The sequence below is a fragment of the Bacillus sp. FSL W8-0645 genome (assembly GCF_038007905.1).
GTDB lineage: Bacteria > Bacillota > Bacilli > Bacillales > Bacillaceae > Bacillus > Bacillus pumilus.
On the sequence record NZ_JBBOYC010000001.1, the window covers coordinates 2,436,392 to 2,455,771 of the forward strand.

27 protein-coding genes are annotated in these 19,380 nt (G+C 38.5%); 3 read left to right on the top strand and 24 right to left on the bottom strand.

Going from position 1 to position 19,380, the window contains the following annotated elements:
- Window positions 1–50 precede the first annotated feature (50 nt).
- The gene (locus NST39_RS12545; protein WP_044139542.1) at window positions 51–344 is read right to left on the bottom strand and encodes a CotD family spore coat protein; all 294 of its coding nucleotides are present in this window, start codon (window positions 342–344) and stop codon (window positions 51–53) included.
- Between the two features lie 178 nt (window positions 345–522).
- Here NST39_RS12545 and NST39_RS12550 point away from each other — a divergent pair, with 178 nt between their 5' ends.
- Both NST39_RS12550 and NST39_RS12555 read left to right on the top strand, forming a co-directional pair.
- On the top strand, window positions 523–840 hold the full coding sequence (locus NST39_RS12550; RefSeq protein WP_341028639.1) for a hypothetical protein: 318 nt from the start codon (window positions 523–525) through the stop codon (window positions 838–840).
- Window positions 841–875: 35 nt separating this feature from the next.
- Window positions 876–1,088, top strand: coding sequence for a hypothetical protein (locus NST39_RS12555; protein ID WP_044139544.1), 213 nt, complete (start codon window positions 876–878; stop codon window positions 1,086–1,088).
- A 35-nt stretch (window positions 1,089–1,123) separates the two neighbouring features.
- On the opposite strand, the gene NST39_RS12560 is transcribed toward NST39_RS12555, so the two are convergent.
- The 4 genes from NST39_RS12560 to NST39_RS12575 form a co-directional block, all read right to left on the bottom strand.
- Entirely contained in the window at window positions 1,124–2,464 is a 1,341-nt protein-coding gene (locus tag NST39_RS12560; protein WP_341028641.1) for a sugar porter family MFS transporter, read from the bottom strand.
- A gap of 81 nt (window positions 2,465–2,545) precedes the next feature.
- The gene (gene araA, locus NST39_RS12565; RefSeq protein WP_341028643.1) at window positions 2,546–3,967 is read right to left on the bottom strand and encodes an L-arabinose isomerase; all 1,422 of its coding nucleotides are present in this window, start codon (window positions 3,965–3,967) and stop codon (window positions 2,546–2,548) included.
- A gap of 17 nt (window positions 3,968–3,984) precedes the next feature.
- Complete coding sequence (locus NST39_RS12570) at window positions 3,985–4,689, bottom strand: L-ribulose-5-phosphate 4-epimerase (RefSeq protein WP_341028645.1); 705 nt, start codon at window positions 4,687–4,689, stop codon at window positions 3,985–3,987.
- Window positions 4,683–6,308, bottom strand: coding sequence for a xylulokinase (locus tag NST39_RS12575; RefSeq protein ID WP_341028647.1), 1,626 nt, complete (start codon window positions 6,306–6,308; stop codon window positions 4,683–4,685). The genes NST39_RS12570 and NST39_RS12575 overlap by 7 nt, the downstream gene beginning before the upstream one ends.
- 273 nt (window positions 6,309–6,581) lie before the next feature.
- Here NST39_RS12575 and NST39_RS12580 point away from each other — a divergent pair, with 273 nt between their 5' ends.
- A complete protein-coding gene (locus tag NST39_RS12580) occupies window positions 6,582–7,682 on the top strand; it encodes a GntR family transcriptional regulator (RefSeq protein WP_044139549.1) in 1,101 nt (366 codons plus the stop codon).
- Between the two features lie 33 nt (window positions 7,683–7,715).
- Here NST39_RS12580 and NST39_RS12585 read toward each other — a convergent pair whose 3' ends face one another.
- The 19 genes from NST39_RS12585 to NST39_RS12675 all read right to left on the bottom strand — a co-directional run bounded on the left by NST39_RS12585 (window position 7,716) and on the right by NST39_RS12675 (window position 19,356).
- Window positions 7,716–8,441, bottom strand: a complete 726-nt coding sequence (locus tag NST39_RS12585; protein WP_341028650.1) for a DsbA family oxidoreductase — start codon at window positions 8,439–8,441, stop codon at window positions 7,716–7,718.
- 140 nt (window positions 8,442–8,581) lie between these two features.
- Entirely contained in the window at window positions 8,582–9,139 is a 558-nt protein-coding gene (gene hxlB / locus NST39_RS12590; protein ID WP_341028652.1) for a 6-phospho-3-hexuloisomerase, read from the bottom strand.
- Window positions 9,136–9,768 (bottom strand): 3-hexulose-6-phosphate synthase, encoded by a 633-nt coding sequence (gene hxlA / locus NST39_RS12595; RefSeq protein WP_003216301.1) that lies wholly within the window; start codon window positions 9,766–9,768, stop codon window positions 9,136–9,138. The genes hxlB and hxlA overlap by 4 nt, the downstream gene beginning before the upstream one ends.
- A gap of 189 nt (window positions 9,769–9,957) precedes the next feature.
- Window positions 9,958–10,314, bottom strand: coding sequence for a winged helix-turn-helix transcriptional regulator (locus NST39_RS12600; RefSeq protein ID WP_113767452.1), 357 nt, complete (start codon window positions 10,312–10,314; stop codon window positions 9,958–9,960).
- A 75-nt stretch (window positions 10,315–10,389) separates the two neighbouring features.
- Window positions 10,390–11,259, bottom strand: a complete 870-nt coding sequence (locus NST39_RS12605) for an alpha/beta hydrolase (RefSeq protein ID WP_341028657.1) — start codon at window positions 11,257–11,259, stop codon at window positions 10,390–10,392.
- 224 nt (window positions 11,260–11,483) lie between these two features.
- Window positions 11,484–11,690: a hypothetical protein gene (locus NST39_RS12610; protein ID WP_341028659.1), complete on the bottom strand. Its 207-nt coding sequence runs from the start codon at window positions 11,688–11,690 to the stop codon at window positions 11,484–11,486.
- 18 nt (window positions 11,691–11,708) lie between these two features.
- Entirely contained in the window at window positions 11,709–12,056 is a 348-nt protein-coding gene (locus NST39_RS12615) for a YxiJ family protein (protein WP_341028661.1), read from the bottom strand.
- Between the two features lie 59 nt (window positions 12,057–12,115).
- Window positions 12,116–12,514: a YxiG family protein gene (locus NST39_RS12620; protein WP_341028663.1), complete on the bottom strand. Its 399-nt coding sequence runs from the start codon at window positions 12,512–12,514 to the stop codon at window positions 12,116–12,118.
- 60 nt (window positions 12,515–12,574) lie between these two features.
- The gene (locus NST39_RS12625; RefSeq protein WP_065098479.1) at window positions 12,575–13,051 is read right to left on the bottom strand and encodes a hypothetical protein; all 477 of its coding nucleotides are present in this window, start codon (window positions 13,049–13,051) and stop codon (window positions 12,575–12,577) included.
- A gap of 93 nt (window positions 13,052–13,144) precedes the next feature.
- Window positions 13,145–13,750: a hypothetical protein gene (locus NST39_RS12630; RefSeq protein ID WP_341028666.1), complete on the bottom strand. Its 606-nt coding sequence runs from the start codon at window positions 13,748–13,750 to the stop codon at window positions 13,145–13,147.
- A gap of 71 nt (window positions 13,751–13,821) precedes the next feature.
- Window positions 13,822–14,436, bottom strand: coding sequence for a hypothetical protein (locus tag NST39_RS12635; RefSeq protein WP_341028668.1), 615 nt, complete (start codon window positions 14,434–14,436; stop codon window positions 13,822–13,824).
- Window positions 14,437–14,520: 84 nt separating this feature from the next.
- The gene (locus tag NST39_RS12640) at window positions 14,521–14,838 is read right to left on the bottom strand and encodes a DUF2750 domain-containing protein (RefSeq protein WP_341028670.1); all 318 of its coding nucleotides are present in this window, start codon (window positions 14,836–14,838) and stop codon (window positions 14,521–14,523) included.
- 70 nt (window positions 14,839–14,908) lie between these two features.
- The gene (locus NST39_RS12645; protein WP_341028671.1) at window positions 14,909–15,151 is read right to left on the bottom strand and encodes a DNA-binding protein; all 243 of its coding nucleotides are present in this window, start codon (window positions 15,149–15,151) and stop codon (window positions 14,909–14,911) included.
- 47 nt (window positions 15,152–15,198) lie between these two features.
- Window positions 15,199–15,957, bottom strand: a complete 759-nt coding sequence (locus NST39_RS12650) for a hypothetical protein (protein ID WP_341028672.1) — start codon at window positions 15,955–15,957, stop codon at window positions 15,199–15,201.
- A 73-nt stretch (window positions 15,958–16,030) separates the two neighbouring features.
- Window positions 16,031–16,687 (bottom strand): hypothetical protein, encoded by a 657-nt coding sequence (locus NST39_RS12655; RefSeq protein WP_341028674.1) that lies wholly within the window; start codon window positions 16,685–16,687, stop codon window positions 16,031–16,033.
- Window positions 16,688–16,837: 150 nt separating this feature from the next.
- Window positions 16,838–17,308 (bottom strand): hypothetical protein, encoded by a 471-nt coding sequence (locus NST39_RS12660; RefSeq protein WP_341028675.1) that lies wholly within the window; start codon window positions 17,306–17,308, stop codon window positions 16,838–16,840.
- Between the two features lie 72 nt (window positions 17,309–17,380).
- On the bottom strand, window positions 17,381–18,229 hold the full coding sequence (locus NST39_RS12665; protein ID WP_341028677.1) for a hypothetical protein: 849 nt from the start codon (window positions 18,227–18,229) through the stop codon (window positions 17,381–17,383).
- A gap of 12 nt (window positions 18,230–18,241) precedes the next feature.
- Entirely contained in the window at window positions 18,242–18,586 is a 345-nt protein-coding gene (locus NST39_RS12670; protein ID WP_341028678.1) for a hypothetical protein, read from the bottom strand.
- Window positions 18,587–18,675: 89 nt separating this feature from the next.
- Complete coding sequence (locus NST39_RS12675) at window positions 18,676–19,356, bottom strand: hypothetical protein (protein ID WP_341028679.1); 681 nt, start codon at window positions 19,354–19,356, stop codon at window positions 18,676–18,678.
- Window positions 19,357–19,380 lie beyond the last annotated feature (24 nt).

A 19,380-nucleotide genomic window follows, 5' to 3' on the forward strand; every position in this document is an offset into this window, starting at 1 on the left:
ATTTTTCTCCTGAAAATAAAAAGGCATCCCATAAAAGGATGCCCCCTTCATTACCACTTACAGCGTTTCACTGGACGGCAGCAAGGGTTTTTTATATCACTGCCGCAATCGTATTCTTTCACGATATACTCGTTATGAGTCGACTCAGTGACAGGATAGTAGTTTTCAATTCTTTTGATGTTTTTATTGACGTTTGTGATATGCGTTGGATGAATTTTTCTAATGGTTTGTTCATTCGTTCTTGTGTTGACAATTTGACGTGTGGGGAAAACAACCGTTTCATCTCCTCCATGGTTTCCTCTGCGAGGCCCAAAGAAAAAATCATCTAATCGATTCCGGCTCATCTCAACACCCCTTCAATTTGTCTTTCACTTACACTCTATCGTATGTAAGAAACGTCATTCGTGATTAGATACTTGTCTATTTTTTAAAAAATCCACTATTCATCTCGTTTTCTCTTTCTTTACAAAAGGTCATTTTTAACATATTATACAAATGATATCTTGCGCAGAAAGGACATCTATGAAAACAAAACATAAACTCTTTTTATTCATGATATTTATTGTCATCATTATTGCTCTTCCAATGCTATCACCTATGATCTTCACAAATTCAACCGAAAAAGGCGCTATCCGGAAATCAATTTACCAAAAAGGATACCCTTACCAAAGCTATTTTGCTATTTTGAAAAAAACGAAGTACAAAGATCCTGAGTATGGCCAGCTTTATGATGTTTACTGGCAGGCTTGGAAAAGTGAAACAGGGATGACACCTTCTGTCTGCTATTCGAAAAAGGTCGAGGAAAATGAATACAAGGTTAGCTGCGGTACCGCCCCATAACCTTCCCACTCATTATCAAACACGAGGTGAACGATATGATCAATACGACACAACCAATCGAACGAAACAAGCTAGACATTGCACTTGAACTGACTCAAATGCATTTGAATCGATATGAAACGAATCATCCTGATCAGCTGAGTGAGGTTTATGCAAAATATTATGCGCTGCTTGAAGTGCTGGATTTATCTTCTTATGATCAATTGATTGATTTATTGCCAGATGAGCTAAAACAGACGCTTGAGTAAAAAACCCACTATCCACATGGGATAGAGGGTTTTCTTTATACTCGTGCTGCCATATCGGTTTCGATTTGCTCTAAGCTTCTTCCTTTTGTTTCAACTAGTACAAAGCGGGTGAACAATAGTCCGATTAAGCAGATGACACCAAATGAGGAGAAAATGACCCCAAAGCTGAATTTATCTGCCAGAATAGGGAACACGAGTCCAACGGCTAACGATCCCGTCCAGTTAAAGGCAGATGAAATACCTGCGCCGATACCTCTGACAGAAAGCGGGAAGATTTCGCCGATGATGATCCACGTGATCGGTGCCCATGAGAAGGCGTAGCACAAGATAAAGCAGCAAAGTGAAATCAATGTCACCCAGTTTAAAATCCCTTCACTCACGCCAAGTGCACCTAATGCGGCTGGTGCAAAGAAAGAAAGGGCCATGCCCGTTCCCCCTACGGTGAGAATCGTTCGGCGGTCGAACCGGTCAACAAATTGTAAAAAGATCACGGTGGTGACGACAAAAATGACACCGACAATGACTGTAAAACCTGCGGCAACCTGAGGTGCAAGCCCTACATTCCGAGCAATACTCGTTGCATAATACACAATGGAGTTCGCCCCTTGAATTTGCTGAAGGGTCGCCATCCCAACCCCTATGAAAAGAGCCATTCTGAATTTCTTTTGGAACAATTCGCGAATACCAGAGCGTTCTTCTTTCGCGACTTCTAAAATTTCCTGCATCTCTGCTTCAATTTCCTCATCAGAAGAGCGCAGTGATCCTAATACTTCCCGTGCTTTATGAGCCATTCCGTGTTTAATTAAATATCTCGGAGATTCAGGAAGCTTCAGCATACCAATATAAAGTACGATGGCAAATAAAGCGGCACTACCGAGCATCCAGCGCCAGCTGTCTGGAACAGGTTCAAACACAAATGCAACAATATAGCTCAGCAATAGTCCACTTACGATCATGAGCTGATTGAGCCCAGACAATTTCCCGCGGATTTTAGCAGGAGCAATTTCAGACATGTATGCCGGCACCAAAGATGAGGCTGTTCCTACAGCTGTCCCTAAAAAGATACGTGCAATGGTTAATGAGATCTCTTCTGGTGCGATAGCTGATCCGATCGCTCCGACAAAAAAGATAACGGATGAGACCAAAATAAGCTTTCTGCGGCCAAATTTATCCCCTAACAGACCGCTTAAAATGGAACCGATAATCGCCCCGCCCATTAATGAAGAGACGACAATTCCAAGCCATAATGGGCTGAGCTGAAATTCTTGCTGAATATGTCCTTCTGCCCCTGCAATAATCCCAATATCATATCCGAATAAGATGCCTGCAAAGGACCCGAAAAAGAAGATAAATTTGCTTGACACTTTTTTCTCCAAGTGGATGACCCCCTCACTTAATTAACCGCTTTCATTTCATCCCGTGCTTCTACTGCACTCAGTAGAAGACCTTTCACCCTTCTATAAAACCACATACTCTGCACTCACAAGCTTTGCAAAATGAACAATTTGATCAACCGTTAAATTGAGGGATACGACTGTATGATGACCCCCGCCTTGCTTAATCCATGCTTTGACGCCGTCCTGAAAATTCGGCTTGATTTTCCAGAGCACACGTGCAACCGGTAAATGAGGTGCTGCTTCCTCCGGCTCAAAGGCTTCGACTTCTTGTATGAGCCATTTGAAATGAGTCCCAAAATCAGCAATAGAAACAACAACACCTTCCCCGGCTTTTCCATCAAACACAAGGCGAGCTGGATCTTCCCTGTTTCCGATTCCAAGCGGAGATACGACAATGACAGGTTTCGTATGGGCGAGCGCCGGATCTACTTCTAACATATGAGATTGCAGCACTGCTTCCTGTCCAGAGGTCATTTCATACGTGTAGTCCTCCATAAAACCAGTGGATTGATGATGACTCATCACTTTTAATAACCGGTCCAGCGCAGCCGTTTTCCAATCGCCTTCCCCGGCAAAGCCATACCCTTTTGCCATCAGCCGCTGTACCGCAAGTCCTGGCAGCTGCTTCATTCCATGTAAATCTTCAAAGTTCGTCGTAAAGGCATTGTAGCCGCCTTCATCTAAAAAACGTTGGATGGCAATCTCATATCGGGCTTGCTCCTTGACACTTTTTTCCCAATCTTCAACTGAATACGTTCCATAATCCACATCATATTGCGTTAAATATTCCGCAAATAATGCATCTACCTCTGCTTCTTCTACTGCATTCACATATTCGACGAGATCGCCTATGCCAAAGTAATCAACGGTCCATCCTAGTTGAATCTGGGCTTCGATTTTATCACCTTCTGTGACAGCCACATGACGCATGTTGTCACCAAACCTTGCCACTTTAATCTGAAAGCTTTCATGATAGGCAGCTGCCACGTCCATCCATTCAGCGATTTGCTGCTGCACATCCGGCTTAGACCAATGACCGGCAACAATTTGGTTTTGTTTATTTAAACGTGCATTGATATAGCCATATTCTCTGTCTCCATGGGCAGATTGATGAAGATTCATATAGTCCATATCGATCGTGTCCCACGGAATCTTTTCATAATACTGTGTGACAAGATGCAAAAGAGGCTTCTGCAAAAGATTGGTCCCGCGTATCCACATTTTTGCCGGTGAAAATGTATGCATCCACGTCATGACGCCGACAACCTCATCACGATAATTGACCTCTTTCATCAGCTTTGTGATTTGATCCGCACTGACAGCTAGCTCCTGAAGGATCACTGGATAAGGAAGTAAACCGCTCTCATTTAAGGCATCCGTCATTTTTTGTGCATCTGCTTTTACTTTCTGCAGTGCTTCATCTCCGTATAAATGCTGTGATCCGACAATAAACCAGCATTCTTTATGTTGACTTGTTAACATAGATATCCCTCTTTTCTTTATCTTGAAGGTTTTTGTCCGTAATACGCATGTTCTCCGTGTTTTCTTAAGTAATGTTTATCTAAAATTCGCTGCGGAAGAGGTTCTGCGTATTCATTTAATTGCTTTGCGAACAAATTCATTTTGGCGACTTCATCTAAAATCACACTGTTTGTGACCGCACTTTTTGCATCTTTCCCCCACGTAAATGGGCCGTGGCCTTGAAGCAATACACCCGGCACCGCCATCACATCTAAGTTTCTTTTCTCAAACGTTTCGATGATCAGCCGGCCCGTTTCTACCTCATAACCACGATTCACTTCTTCGTCTGTCAGAAATCGAGCACACGGAACAGCGCCGTAAAATGTATCGGCATGTGTTGTGCCCATTGCCTGTAAATCGAGACCTGCCTGCGCCCAAACAGTTGCCCACATGGAATGGCTATGTGATATACCGCCAATTTCCTCAAAGTGTTTGTAAAGGACAGCATGTGTGGCAGTATCTGATGAAGGGCTGTATTCCCCTTCCACTACTTCACCGTCAAAGTCGACCACAACCATGTCTTTTGCTGATAATTGCTCATACGCTATCCCGCTAGGCTTAATAACGAATAGACCGCTGTCACGATCACACGCACTGACATTACCCCATGTGAATTTCACAAGTCCGTATTTCGGCAAATCTAAATTGGCTTCGTATACTTCTTCTTTTAAGCGTTCTAACATACGGTTGTCACTCCTTTCTTTGACATCAGATATGCTACTGCCGCCTCTTCAATCGGAAGGCCGTCTTGATAGCGCTTTAAAAATTCGCCAAAGCCTTTGACATCAAGCGGATCGGGTTCTATCAGTTCTTCTGATGTATGGGCAAACACTTGATGCGTGAGAAATTCAGCCAATGTTTGCTTTTGATGATGGACCATATAGGAAGCAAGGACAGCCATTCCAAACGCACCGCCTTCTCCCGCAGTAGAAACGACTGATACAGGTGTATCAAGCGCTGCTGCCACCATTTTTTGACCAACGAGCGGTGTTTTAAATAACCCTCCATGCCCTAATAACCGATCAATCGCAACATGTTCATGTTCTTTTAAACGGTCCATCCCTATTTTCATTGCGCCAAAAGCAGAAAAAAGATGGGTACGCATGAAGTTAGCCAGATTAAAGCGGCTTTCAGCTGATCTGACAAAAAGAGGTCTTCCTTCTGGCAGTCTTGTAATATTTTCACCAGAATAATAGCCATAGCTTAAGAGCCCGCCGCCATCTCGATCTGCTTCTAACGCCTGCTGCAATAAAGCTTCGTATACCTTTTCTGACGACACTTGCATGCCTAGTGCGTCAAATGCCTCTCTGAAGATATTCATCCAAGCATTTAAGTCACTTGTACAGTTGTTCGCATGAACCATTGCAACTGGCAGTCCGTCCGGCGTTGTGACCATATCCACTTCTGGATACACACCCTTTAGCTCCTGCTCTAGCACAATCATGGCAAAAACAGATGTCCCAACTGAAATGTTCCCTGTCCGTTTTTCTACACTGTTTGTTGCCACCATGCCCGTTCCGGCGTCACCTTCCGGGGGGCAAAATGGAATCCCTGGCTGTAAGTGTTTGCCTTGATCTAAAATGGCTGCTCCTGCTGCCGTTAACACGCCAGCCTCCTCGCCTGCTAAATAAACTCGCGGCAGAAGGTGACGGAGCTTCCACGGATAGCCTTTTTCTGCGATCAAGTCTTCAAATTGATGAAGCATTTCTTCATTGTAATCTTTCGTTTGTTCATCAATTGGGAACATGCCAGATGCATCTCCAATGCCAATGACCTGCTTTCCTGTTAAAAGCCAGTGAATGTATCCTGATAGAGTGGTCATATATTCTAAACGGGAAAGATGTTTTTCCTCTTCTAATATGGCTTGATACAAATGGGCAATGCTCCATCTTTCTGGAATATGAAATTGGAAGACATTCGTCAGTTTTTGACTCGCCTCAATGGTTGTTGCGTTCCGCCATGTGCGAAACGGAACGAGTACCTCTCCTGTATGATCACATGCCACATAGCCATGCATCATAGCTGATACCCCAATTGAGCCAATGGTTTGAATCGTCACGCCATACCTTTGCTCGACTTGCTCTTTCATCTCTCGGTACGCTACTTGAAGACCTGTAATGATATCAATTAAATTGTACGTCCAAATTCCTTCCTGGAGAGAACTTTCCCATTCAAATGCACCTTGGGCAATTGGCTGAAACGCTTCATCTATTAAAATAGCTTTAATTCGTGTTGAACCAAATTCAATGCCTAAAGATGTCCGTCCTTCTTTTAAGGCTTTGGTCGTCTCTTCATGATTCATTCTGCGTTCACCTCCATGATTGATAGCGATTTCAATTTTAGTTTTCTAGATTCATTGATTCTCTGTGCACATTCACAATATAATATTTGTACGTACATATGTCAATAATAAATATAGTTGTACATACACAATATGACAAAAACCTGCACTTTTCTAAAGCTGAAACGTCAGAAAGGGAAAGCGCCTGTTTTTGATTCGACAACCATGTTAAAATATGTCCATACAATTTCTTCTCAATCCGAGTAGATGATCAACTGAGAAAGAAGTGAAACGATGAAAAAGAAGTACCAGATCATTATCGATGATATAAAAAGCAAAATACTTACAGGGGATTACCGGATCGGGGAACGTATTCCAACTGAATCAAGCCTGCAGGAGATGTATCAAGTGAGCAGGCATACAGTTCGAAAGGCCATCTTAGAATTGTCGAGCGAAGGTTTTTTGCGAAGTGAGAAAGGTTCAGGCACATTTGTGACCAATCAATATCAAACAAAGCCTGCGGGACATGCGCATATGAAAACGATTGGGGTTATCACGACATACATATCCGATTACATTTTCCCTTCCATCATTCGAGGCATTGAAAGCCGATTAAACGAAGAGAACTATTCGTTGTTACTGGCGAGTACAAATAATGATGTAGAACAGGAGAAAAAAGCGCTTGAAATGATGCTGTCCTTTGGTGTGGACGGACTCATTGTCGAGCCGACGAAAAGTAATTTATATAATCCGAACATCTCGTACTACTTATCTTTTAAAGAACAGGATGTACCGCTCATTATGATCAATGCCTATTATGAGCAGTTAGAGGTTCCTTTTCTCTGTTTGGATGATGTGAAATCTAGCTATTTAGCCACAAAAGAGCTGATCACCTCGGGACATCAGCAAATCGGGCTCATTTCAAAAACAGATGATTTACAGGGAAAGTACCGAATGAAAGGCTATATTCAAGCGCTCGGCGAAGCCAAGCTTAATTTTCTGCCTGAGCACGTCCTCTTTTTCGATACAGAATCGAAGCAGCATTTGGGGGATGATATTAAAACTTTCTTATTAAAGCATCAGCATGAGCTGACTGCCCTTGTTTGCTATAACGATGAGGTTGGATTAGAAGTTGCCAATGTATGCAGTGACATCGGTCTGTCCATTCCAGAGGATCTTTCCATTATTGGACAGGACAATTCGTATATTGCCCAGAAAAATGCCAATGTGAAGCTAACAACACTGACCCACCCTCAGGAGCAAATGGGCAGGGATGCAGCAGACTGGATGATTAAAAAGGTGCAAGGGAAGAAGAATCTCCCTCATCAAACCTTTTACGAACCTGAATTGGTTCCAGGTGAAACGATCAAACAAATGAATGCAAGAAAAAAATGAGCCCTTTTTGGAGAAGGCTCATTTTTTATATGATTAGATCTCTTCTTTAGGGGTAGGCACTGCGCATACGCCATCTGCACATGCTGCTTCAAATGAATTGGCAGCCTCTTTCTCAGCTTGAGCTGCTTCTTCTGTCCAAGCCGTTTCAAGTGCACGCAGGAAGGTATCGGCTGGTTGTGCACCTGCCACTGAATATTTGCCATTGATCAAGAAAAACGGAACAGCATTGATACCAAGCTGTCTCGCTTCTTGTTCGTCTTTTCGGACATGATCTGCAAACTCTTCGCCGCCTAGAACTTGCTGTACTTCCTGCAAATCAAGACCCGCTTTTTCTGCAATATCTAAAAGGGTTTGACGATCACCAACATGCTTTCCATCTGTGAAATATGCTTGAAACAGCTCTCCCATGACGAAATCGCCTTTTCCCATTTGACCAGCATATTGCGCCAGCTGGTGGGCATCAAAGGTGTTAGTCAACACGAGTGGATCAAATTGAAAATCGATTCCTTTCTCTTTGCCGGCCTGCTTCACCTGCTCATTCATCGCCATGGCCTGGCTGCGGCTCATCCCATATTTTTTGACGAGCATATCATGGACATCATAATCGACCTGAGCAGGTGCATGTGGATCAAGCTCAAAGCTCTTAAACTCGATTTCTACCTGTTCCTTTTGAGGGAATTGTCCAAGCGCTGTTTCTAGTTGTTTTTTTCCTATATAACAAAAAGGACAGGCAATATCTGACCAGATTTGTACTTTCATGTTCATCTTCCTTCCGTGTTTACGCTTTTTCTTTAACGATGTAACAATTATAGTTACAACAAATCAGTTATGTCAAGATTCTGATCTTGATTCAAATGAAAAAGCCTCTCCTTCTAAGAAAGGAAAGGCTTTGAAAATGACTATTCTAAATTTGCATGGTGACCGTACATTGTATGTGTGTCGAGCTCTTTCATTTCCATTAACCGCAAAAGGATCGCATCGTATGTCAGAAGAAGCGACTGCTCAAATAGCGAGCCCATTGGCTGAATGGTATGATGGCTTCCTTCCTGTTGATCCTTCGGCGCACCTGACAGTAAGATGACTTGATCCGATTGATCAGCTAGAGGTGACTCAGCAGAAAGCGTGAAAGCTGCCACTTTTCCGCCAATTGCTTTTGCTTTTTTTGCAAGGACAAGCAAAGTCTCTGTACGGCCAGATCCGCTCCCGACAATCAAGAGATCTTCTTCTGTAAAGGAAGGAGTATTGGTTTCACCGATCACATAAGCCTTGACGCCAATATGAGTGAGTCTCATGGCAAATGATTTTCCCATCAAACCAGACCTGCCAGCCCCTGCCACAAAGACCTTTCTTGCAGTTAAAATGCTTGAGACAAGCCGCTCTGCTTGTTCGTCTTGAATAGCAGGCGAGTGCTCAGAAAGCTCATTTAAAATGGCTTTCACATAGTCACTGGTCTTCATGATTGTGCGATCAGCTGCTTCATTTGTGCGGCCACTTCTGCTTTATTATCTTGGCTTGCGATACCGCCGCCGACAATGATCAAATCAGGATTTAATTTCACGACTTCAGGTAACGTATCAAGCTTAATTCCGCCTGCAATCGCTGTTTTCGCTTGTTTGACGACTTGTTTAATGGTCATAAGGTCAGCAAATGAGTTTTGTCCAACCGCTTGCAGGTCATAGCCTGTGTGTACACAAATATAATCGACTCCTAGCTCATCCAGCTCTTTTGCACGACCTGCGATATCTTTGATGCCAATCATATCCACTAAAATCTGTTTCCCTCTTGCTTTCGCTTCTTTCACCGCTCCTTGAATGGACATATCTTCTGCCGCTGCAAGAATGGTCACGATATCAGCTCCAGCTTCGGATGCCTGCTGCACTTCATAACCGGCAGCATCCATAATTTTCAGATCGGCGAGTACACGTAAGTTTGGAAATGCCTGTTTGACTTCTTTGACGGCACGCAAGCCTTCGTTGATCACAACAGGTGTTCCAATTTCGACTACATCAATAGATCCTTCTACTTCTTTGATCAGCTCAATCGCTTCTGGTATATTCACTAAATCTAACGCTAATTGTAATTTCATGAACGTTCACTCCCGTTTTTTCATCTCATCTTCAAGAGCTCCGTGAATAGGGCTTCTTGAACGATGAAATGAGTATAACAACAGGATGGAAGCAATCCAAGTACGCACTTTTTTTTTACATACTATACTTTTTCGCATATGGTTACAAAAAAGATACTGTCTTTCGACCAGTATCTTTTGCATGTATTACTATTTATCATCTTTTAAAAAATTGCTGTCGAGATACTGTTTTCCCCAATCATACATCGACTCTAAAATCGGCATTAAGCTTTCTCCTAGTTCTGTGAGTGAATACTCAACCTTTGGCGGAACGACAGGATAAACCTCCCGATGCACAATATGATCTTCCTCTAATTCTCTTAGCTGATTGACAAGCATTCTTTGCGTAATCCCAGGCATTAACGACTTTAACTCACCAAATCGTTTTGTCCCTTCTCTGCCAAGGTGCCATAAAATCAGCATTTTCCACTTACCGCCGATAATATTCAGCGTCAGCTCTTTTTCGCAATTGAACACTTTATTTTCCATACGTGATGACAACGACATACACTCCTTTGGTTCAAACCATTTACGCTTTATCATATACTGCGGCAAATTAGATTGTCGAGCATACGGTCTTCGTTATTGATTCTGTTTATTCACAAAAGACATGACAGCCTTTGTCATTTCTTGCGCTTCTTTTGGCGCCCTGTCTGATCCAAACCATTTATTCAAGTCACTGTGGCTCAGCGAATGAACCCGAAAAACAAACCGCGAGCCTTTATCATGATTCAGTTTTTCTGCAAATCGGTACACCTCTGGATTTTCCCAGCCCGTGACCAAATAAACAGGTGGTACATTCGCTTGATTCATATAAGTGACAGGTGATGCCTTTGTCCAGTTCTTCTCCTGCTTGCCAAATACTTTTTTATACGATGGAATAGCTTGTATAAATTGATTGATGTTTAACGGCCCATCTAAAATCACGATGGAATTGATCGTTTTTGGCAACAGTCCCACACGCTTTAAGTAAGTCGAATCTGTGGCCACCAGTGCCGTCAAATGACCGCCCGCTGAGTGACCCATAACATTGATTTTTGATGAGTCAATTTGATACTCATCTGCATGATCCTTGACCCATTTGATGGCGTTTGCCGTATCATCTGCCATCTGCTCATAGTTGGCATCAGGGTGAAGCCTGTAATTCATCGAAACAAACACATACCCTTGACCAGTAAAATAATCCGCCTTTGAAGCGACTCTATTCTTATCTCCGCCTGTCCAGCCGCCGCCATGGAGATAGATCATGACTGGATGCTTCTTCTTTTTGTCTTCATCTTTTCCCTTTGGCATATACATATCGAGTGTTTGCTGTTTGTTTTGTGTGTCTGCATAATGGATGTTTGTCGTTGGCTTAGGCTGGTTTAAACGGAACACAAAGAATGCGCATACCAATAAGCCAGCGATGACTGCTGCAAATAAAAGCCACTTCATCATTCGATTCAATGTCATTGCACCTTTCTATGTTGGGATGGGGAAGCATGATTCGCACATATGTAGAGAGACTAGCCCGATTCATTTGAAACGACTTGTATGACTTGAACCGTTTCACAATAAAAAGAAAAATACTGTTCTTCATAATCTTCGACAAAGTAATTCAAATTTTCCCAGCCTCTATCCAAAAACTGAATGTCCAATAAAATATAGTCATCATTTGTTAACTCCAAATCTCTGATTTAAACAGAAGAGACGTTGGTAAATTTCACATGAATGTCTGCTTGTAGATTCGGGGATTCATATGGGATGTGCAGAACAATACAGTTGATCAAGTCGTAATGTTCATTATACTCTTTAAAGTAGTGAAATTCATTGATTTGCTTTAGAAGACTGATATCGAAATCAGGGATTTGCTTCTGGATTTTTTCATTTAAAAACCATGTCATTGTTTGGCCTCCAAGAGGTTATTGTATAAGTGCAATGATTCGTTTTCTTGTTTCTTCATGGTATTGAACATAGGAATGCAATAAAGGATACGATTCAAGGATATGTTGATACGATTTGATTTGAGGAGTTTGCTCTTCAAATGACTGACGCAGCACGTTTAACTGTTTTTTCGGTATTCGTTTATGATCGATCACATAACTTAAGCTGCCTGCAACAAGTGTAAAAAACATATAAAAATCTCCTGAGCATATCGCAGTTTCTTCTTCAAAAGAGACGATTTCATCTGGATAAGCCGAATCTAATAAGTATTGATAACGTTGTTTTAAATCATCGAATAAATCTTGTTTATCACGACTGATTTTCATGGATCTTTCCCCATTCTCTGAATGTTTTTAATTCTTATTTAGACGCTAATGAGATCTTCCTATACACTGCAAATAAATTCCTGTGAGTCGAAACATACGTTTTTCGCTTCTATCGCGAGTAACATACAATTTATGTTAAATAGAAAGTTTGCATTTGCATCAAATTCCTCAAGTAGTTCATTTTTAAGGTTCCCTATCCCTTGAGGATGGTAACTGCATTCGAAAATTTGCCAATTCATCTCTTCTTGTATCAATTCTTCAAATCTATCATTACCTTCACCCCCATTATAATAAAAACTTGCCACATTCATAAATCGCAATTCATGATGCCGAGCATCATTTATTTCAGTTATACTAATGCTTATGACTAATTCTTTACGAAAAAAATCAAATGAGAATGCCAGTACATCACAGACACCATCTAAATAATCGATCCATTTCTCTATACTGCTAAACAACTCATTCACTCCCCTAACGTATTCCCCTATTTTTTCAGGATGAACTCTATTCTTATCTTGTCACGGAGTTTGTAAATATTCTTCAAATGAAATAAAGTCCGCTTTTTTTCGAAATTTGCTTAAGATATTCTGATCTCCTGTAAAAATAACATCTGTCGAATCAAAAAATCCGATTTCAAACACAGCTTGAGGAATAACGGGTGTATAATTCACGTTCCAATATCGTTCATTATCTTCAATTTGAGGTATTGAACTGATATTCAAATGATCTACATGACGAGGCAATGCGGTCAAAACAGCGAAAATAAAAGAATAAGAATAGTCATGTAAGAATTTTTTGAAATGTTCACCCTTCAGAAATAAAAAATCCGTATAATCTGGCATGACTTCTGAATGGGATTGATTTTGCCGATCATGAAGCATTGTGAGTGTCACATCACTTATGACCCAATGATACTCTTCTACGTTTAAATTGATTTTCTTCATTAATTCATTTACTTCGAATAAATTTTTCTCATTTGCTAATACGATTCTCATTACTTGCTCCACCTCATCAATTTAAAACATCAGACGAAACTAAAAATATTCTACAGTATCAAAATCAGAACATGTAGATATATGTAACATTTATTATTTATTTTTATAATTTCGAATCAGTTCTTTTTTAAAATCATCAGGAAGTTTTTGATTCGGAAATACAACTGAAATCCAACCTAATACAATCTCATCTAAAGTTCTCCACGTTTTTACCAATTGTTTATTCATTTGTTCTAATTGATGAATCGCTAGTACTCCTATCTCATAACCTCTTTCGCCATAAATGACCCATTTCGCAGAAGGGGAAACCCATATCACACGTGAAGCAATATCCATTATGCTATCATTTACACTCTCTATCGGATAATCCGTTAAGAGATCGAGGTAATCACTTGGCGTGAGGTTTAATGGGATTTTCACCCAAGGATAATAACCAAAATCACGATAATAATCATCCATGCTCTTCTGCTCATCTAATACAGCCATGAGTATATAGTCATCATGATGATTCAAAGCTAAACCTTTTAACATGTCCCAGCTACCATCTGATAACAACCAATGGAATTCTTCGAATAAATAATGAGGGGTTTTCGTTTTCAACACTTGATCAGGGAATGTCTTTGTACTGTGAACGAGCGAATGAACAAACGATAGAACATGTTCAAATTCTTTTGGATCGGATATAAACAAATGTTTCACTATATGCTCCTTTCATATCTTCGGATAAGTCTATCATTAGTCATTGATACTCCATTTCACCGCTTGTAGCATTATGCATAATTAGAAAGCATTTGAGTGAAATAGTCATTGAATGTTTTTTGATCCTTCAATAATCCTTCAAACCAATTTGCTAAAACAGGGTGATCCATTGGTTTCCATCCTTCTTTAAATAACCTATTTTTCACAGAATCTTTTGTTGATACCATTCCTATGATACAAATTTCCATATCTCTATCTGCCCAAATCGCCCACTGCAAAGAATGTGATAACCAGATCACTATGTATGAATTCGTTATGATATCATCCGCTATTGACTCTTTTGGGTGCGTCCATAGTGCATTTACATAATCCTCACCTGAAATGTCCACACTCGCTTTCAGCCAATTATAATAACCAAATTCCTTCAAATAATAATCAGTTGGATCTGGTTGAAGGACTGCAGTCAAAAATTCTCTATCTTGAGTAACAGTTGATAACTCTTTTATGGTTGGTAAAATATCATCACTCAATGCCCAATCAAACTCTTGAAACAAAAAACAATCAAATGTCTTACGGAAGACTTGTTGTGGCAGCTCTTTATTTGTGTCAAACACAAGATCTACTAAATTCTGATAGAAGTTGAATTCTTTTTCTGAACGAATAAATAAGTCTTCAAGCCGTTTCAAACAATTACCTCCACTCTTGTTGAGCTAGTAGTTTTTTAATTTTTCCTCTATATCTTCTTTTAATGTTTGAATTTCAATTGACACCTAATCATTTCGATTATAGAAAATGGACGGATTGATTCCATCTGCTATCATTCCCGGCAGCCACGCTTCTATAAAATCGTCTAAATCAATCATTTCTGGCTTTGATTTTCCCCATGGTTCAACCGCACAATAAGCAGCATGTTCCTTTGTCGGCCAAAAATGAAGCTGCGGTACACGATGTTCATCCTCTGACATCACCCATCCATTCTCATTTCTTAATGACCAAACCTCCTCAAAATCAACAATCTTTTTGATGAAATAGTCATAACGTTTTTTCGCAGGTAATTGGATGGTGGTTTCTAATTCTTTCGGATGCATGGACAAGCGTCACTCCTTTTATTTAGATTGAGCCTTAACCATAAGAATATATCAAGCTGATATATAGGAACTATTGGTACTTTTCTATCCAGTCATTCAAATCATCTGCACAATGCAAGTAAGAATGAGGTGAATCTTTCAAATCAATTCCACTCAAAAGAATCAACATATCCCAAACTTGATCATCGTCTATTTCTGGATCGTCTGCAGAAACGTAAATTTCAGCCCAATCAGACACTTGTTCTCTTGTAATCGTCCCCTTTAAGACTTTTCGTATTTTATTTAAACAGTCTAGCATTTTTGGTTCGTCCATTCATTACATCCTTCCTTTCTCAAAACTTACTTCACGCTGTAAACTGCCTATATTTCATATTTGATAATATCCTCCATTGACATCCCTTTAAAATATAAAGAAAGAATGCTTTTAATAGTGTATTCGCTAAGTATACCAATCGGGTTAAATATCATTTTAGCCGTTGTTGGATCAGCAATCTCTAAGTCCATAACAGGTGCAATGGAACCTTCTTTTCCCTCGCTCACGTAATAATTTGCATCTCGGTATTCCACGAATTTCAGATTTTGTAGATCCTCTTCTTTTATAAAATCTTGATTTATTTTTGTGATGACTTTCCATGAACCATTTAAAAAGCCTGTCAAACCTGAGTTTGCAACAAATAATCCATTCTCTTTTTTCATCAATTGTTTTAACTCACTTTTTTCTATTCTTTCATCAACAAACAAATCATAGTATTGGATTAAAATATTATCATATTGATTTTTTCCCTCACCTGAAATGATTAAAGCGTAGCTCATTTTTCCAATGTCCTCTAATGGGAGTTCAATAATAGCTCCTGGTTCTATTTTAGATAAAGTTTTTGCTTTTTTAGTTGTTACTTTAATATCCGTTACTTCTTTCTCATTTAAATCATCAAAATAGTGACTGCCTCCATTGTTTAAGACCGTCATGATTGTCAAAAGCATCTCATCAATCGTTGGCTTTCTCTCCAAATGTTCCTCAGTCATTTCATAGAATTGTTCGATCGCTTCTTCAAAAATATCTAGTCCGTCATCACCGATCATGATGGTCTTTTTCTTATGTTCTTCTTCCCAAAAACCCATTTAGAATACACTCCTTATATATTGCATTTTTTATTTCATCAAGTGTTATGTATGCTATTTTCATTTTGCTTTATCACGATAAACGTATACTTGTATAAACTGTTTTATTTGCACGTTTGAAAAGTGCCACTTCATGATCCGTTAACCATTTAAGCTCTCTCATATGATAAGAAATTTCTTCTAAGTAGGTATCGGTTTCAGCAATTAATTTTTTATCTAAGATATTTCGTTTATTATCTTCAACTACAAGATAAAGAGTAAACTGATTTAAATCTAATTCGATAAGTGGGTGAGCTTTCTTTTTTTTATCGGGACTTAGTTTTGTTTTCCCTTTAATCTCCGCTTTATATTCCTTCTCTTTCATTATCTTAAATGTCGCTTTGACTAGCTGACTGTCCCATTTTTTTAGTTCACACAGATAGAGCATCCCATTTTCCAAAGTCTCTGCTAAGATTTTTTTCTTATTTATTGCATTTTCAAATTCACTGTAACAAAAGGGTACTTCTAGCTCATACGTATTTTTAAAAAATAACATGTTAGGTTCTTCTTTTGAGGTACTAATTAATTTGTAGTCTTTAAAAGATCCACATATCAAAACAATAGCCTCACAATCTTTCGTTTGAAATTTCTTTTCTAATTCGTATAAAAACATTTCAGTCATACAAAGGGATTGACTAGCTAAAATTCCACGATCGTCATCTGACATTAATTGTATATTTTTCAAATACACTTCTTATAAGCCTCCTAATAAAATTTTAATCACCTTATCCTTGAATGTTTGCTTATATTATTCCTTTGCTTTCTTTACTGCAAATGCTCTACTTTATCTTGTTCCCATTGAAGCACCATTTCTCTTCTTTTTAGACCGGTTGAAAAAATCCTAGCTGCTTAGAAATTGAAGAATTTCTGTTGCTTCTTCATAAAGTTCATCAATTAATGGTAAAATCATTCCCCGCAAATCTGCTTCATTTTCAAATTCTATTAAATCTCCTTTTTTGCTCATGAGATTATTGGATACACAAATCCAAATATCAAGATGGTCTATACAATAACCTTGATCACCATCTTCACCATCATGAAACTCTTCGCCATTTAGATAATCTACTGAAAAATATATGGATGAATGATATCCTTCTGTAAAACAATCTGAGACTTGAATTTCTCTCCCTCTATATTTTTTCCCATATACGAATCTTCCAAATTCAGCATTGATTGTTAAACCTAAATCTTTAAATTTTGCTTGTTTTTCTTTCACTAGATTCAGTGCGATATTTGTTGTTTCTTTTTCGATATCTGCGATAGATTCTTTGGTCAGCGTGTTTAATTTAACTTTCTCCAACTTTTCCTCCATTATAAAACCCTCCCTAATTCCTATAGAGGGTTTTATATTTAATACTAAAAGTAATTCATGATATTCTTACTACTACATTAGTTTACTTCTATATAGCTCATTTTCTACCAAAATATAAAGATATCCTCCAACTACTTTGTAAGTAGGATCACACTGTGAGGGATCAATTCCATCTAAAAATAATTTCATTATAAACGTTTCATCGTCAACTATTTTAAAAGCATACTGTTTATTTTCCATATTATTAAATAACAAAATTTGACTCTCAGAAACATATAGTTGGTCACAGTACCTGTATTCTTTTCTATCTAGGTGGTACATTTTCTTTTTTTGACATGATTGATTTTCAGGGTTTAAATCGTAAGAAAAAGTTGAAATAACAATTGTTTGCTCTTCTTCATAGCTAGTGTATAGTTCTGAACCTAGAGTTTGTATTGAAGAGCATTCATACATTATCCCTTTAAATTCTTCCTCAAATAACATTTCTCCTATAATTAAGTTAATACAGTAAATTCCTTTACCCTTAGGATTTAATTCATCAAATATCCCCTCTTCTGACATACCAATCCATAATAATCCATTTTCATCCAGATGAAATGTATTAACACCTAGTAAAAATGAACATATTTCTACCATATTATTTTGTTTTAAATCTAAAAAATTTATTTTACATATATAATCTTGTTCAAACACAATGACAATGGTATCGTTTATTTCTTGTATTAAATAAATATAGCTATCAGAATCAAGTTCATTTAATGATTTATTCATTATAATAATATGATCCTTGACTACTTGAAGTATTAGTTGATCATCAATAAGAAATACCTTATATATTTTCTCATCTCTTCCAACATTAAAATAAATTAGATCTTCTTTTGGAAAATCAATTACTTTCTCTGTAGTTATTTTACTTATCAATAATCTCAACTCCTAATATGGAAAGCTTGTTCTTAAAGTACCATCTTTTTGGACTACCACTCTAACTCTCTTTGTTTTTTTTCCTTTCCCATTGACACCAACATATTTTTTATAAGTTTTCTCATAAACTGTTGAGCCAGGTTTATTCCCAGCTCTAGCCTTTCCCGTCTTCAAGGTATCCCGTGTAGTTCTTTTTAATGTTTTATTACTTCTAAATTTTCCCTTATTTTTCTTTTTAGATTTTGCAGAATGACCTGATTTGATATGATCCCAATCAACACTTTTTACTTTTCGTTTCCCGCTACTTTTCGTAAAATTATAAGCCCTTTTCGCTCCCTTTAATTTTCCACCACCCAAAAATCCTGATACGGTTGCAGCCGCTACACCTTTCCAATCTTTCCCTGATTTATGTGCTTTGTATCCATCATATACCGCAAATTTAGAAATTACTTATTGAATACGACGACGCCATATGGATTGTAAAACAGATCATCTTCAGGATAAAAATCGTATTCAATAAGATCTAACTTTATCTGCTGACCTTCAGCATTGATAACCTTTTCTTTTAAAGCTTCTCTTTTTTCTTGAATAGATTTGTTTATCCAGTTTAAAAAGTACCGCTCTGTTTCTTCAGCATGAAACCCTTCAAACATCATTTCAGGCTCTCCAAATTGTTGAAAACCACTGGTGACATACACAACATCACTTTCTTGAACAATAGAAGTCATATATTGATAAGGATTGAAATCTTCTATTAAACTTTGCCATGTCTTCTTCATAAAAGAACGGCCTGATGATTCAACTTTTATCGCCATGCCATCAATCTTTAGTAAAGCCGTAGTCAATTGTACAAGAGCGTTTAGTTCTTCTAAGGATTCAGTCATTCCAATGATATACAAGCATGTTTGATGCGTATCTATTTGTTTAAGTTCTTCTGAATTGAATTGTTCATTTGGAAGGAAAGTCTCGCTTAATTGATCAATATGATCCACTACTTCAAGGTCGTAATCAGTTCCAGTTCGTTTATGTATGATTCGATCATTCACGAATATATAATCATTCAATTCTTCTAGTTCTTTTAAATGATGTGACCAAAATCCTGGAATTGCGATAACTGTTTCAGGCATAACATTCACTCCTTTTATTTAGAT

What these genes read in the sequence shown, in the direction of transcription:
- NST39_RS12545 (WP_044139542.1), bottom strand. Translation starts at nt 344, where the DNA reads ATGAGCCGGAATCGATTAGATGATTTTTTCTTTGGGCCTCGCAGAGGA.
- NST39_RS12550 (WP_341028639.1), top strand. Translation starts at nt 523, where the DNA reads ATGAAAACAAAACATAAACTCTTTTTATTCATGATATTTATTGTCATC.
- NST39_RS12555 (WP_044139544.1), top strand. Translation starts at nt 876, where the DNA reads ATGATCAATACGACACAACCAATCGAACGAAACAAGCTAGACATTGCA.
- araA (WP_341028643.1), bottom strand. Translation starts at nt 3,967, where the DNA reads ATGTTAACAAGTCAACATAAAGAATGCTGGTTTATTGTCGGATCACAG.
- NST39_RS12570 (WP_341028645.1), bottom strand. Translation starts at nt 4,689, where the DNA reads ATGTTAGAACGCTTAAAAGAAGAAGTATACGAAGCCAATTTAGATTTG.
- NST39_RS12575 (WP_341028647.1), bottom strand. Translation starts at nt 6,308, where the DNA reads ATGAATCATGAAGAGACGACCAAAGCCTTAAAAGAAGGACGGACATCT.
- NST39_RS12580 (WP_044139549.1), top strand. Translation starts at nt 6,582, where the DNA reads ATGAAAAAGAAGTACCAGATCATTATCGATGATATAAAAAGCAAAATA.
- NST39_RS12585 (WP_341028650.1), bottom strand. Translation starts at nt 8,441, where the DNA reads ATGAAAGTACAAATCTGGTCAGATATTGCCTGTCCTTTTTGTTATATA.
- hxlB (WP_341028652.1), bottom strand. Translation starts at nt 9,139, where the DNA reads ATGAAGACCAGTGACTATGTGAAAGCCATTTTAAATGAGCTTTCTGAG.
- hxlA (WP_003216301.1), bottom strand. Translation starts at nt 9,768, where the DNA reads ATGAAATTACAATTAGCGTTAGATTTAGTGAATATACCAGAAGCGATT.
- NST39_RS12600 (WP_113767452.1), bottom strand. Translation starts at nt 10,314, where the DNA reads ATGTCGTTGTCATCACGTATGGAAAATAAAGTGTTCAATTGCGAAAAA.
- NST39_RS12605 (WP_341028657.1), bottom strand. Translation starts at nt 11,259, where the DNA reads ATGACATTGAATCGAATGATGAAGTGGCTTTTATTTGCAGCAGTCATC.
- NST39_RS12610 (WP_341028659.1), bottom strand. Translation starts at nt 11,690, where the DNA reads ATGACATGGTTTTTAAATGAAAAAATCCAGAAGCAAATCCCTGATTTC.
- NST39_RS12615 (WP_341028661.1), bottom strand. Translation starts at nt 12,056, where the DNA reads ATGAAAATCAGTCGTGATAAACAAGATTTATTCGATGATTTAAAACAA.
- NST39_RS12625 (WP_065098479.1), bottom strand. Translation starts at nt 13,051, where the DNA reads ATGAGAATCGTATTAGCAAATGAGAAAAATTTATTCGAAGTAAATGAA.
- NST39_RS12640 (WP_341028670.1), bottom strand. Translation starts at nt 14,838, where the DNA reads ATGCATCCGAAAGAATTAGAAACCACCATCCAATTACCTGCGAAAAAA.
- NST39_RS12645 (WP_341028671.1), bottom strand. Translation starts at nt 15,151, where the DNA reads ATGGACGAACCAAAAATGCTAGACTGTTTAAATAAAATACGAAAAGTC.
- NST39_RS12650 (WP_341028672.1), bottom strand. Translation starts at nt 15,957, where the DNA reads ATGGGTTTTTGGGAAGAAGAACATAAGAAAAAGACCATCATGATCGGT.
- NST39_RS12660 (WP_341028675.1), bottom strand. Translation starts at nt 17,308, where the DNA reads ATGGAGGAAAAGTTGGAGAAAGTTAAATTAAACACGCTGACCAAAGAA.
- NST39_RS12675 (WP_341028679.1), bottom strand. Translation starts at nt 19,356, where the DNA reads ATGCCTGAAACAGTTATCGCAATTCCAGGATTTTGGTCACATCATTTA.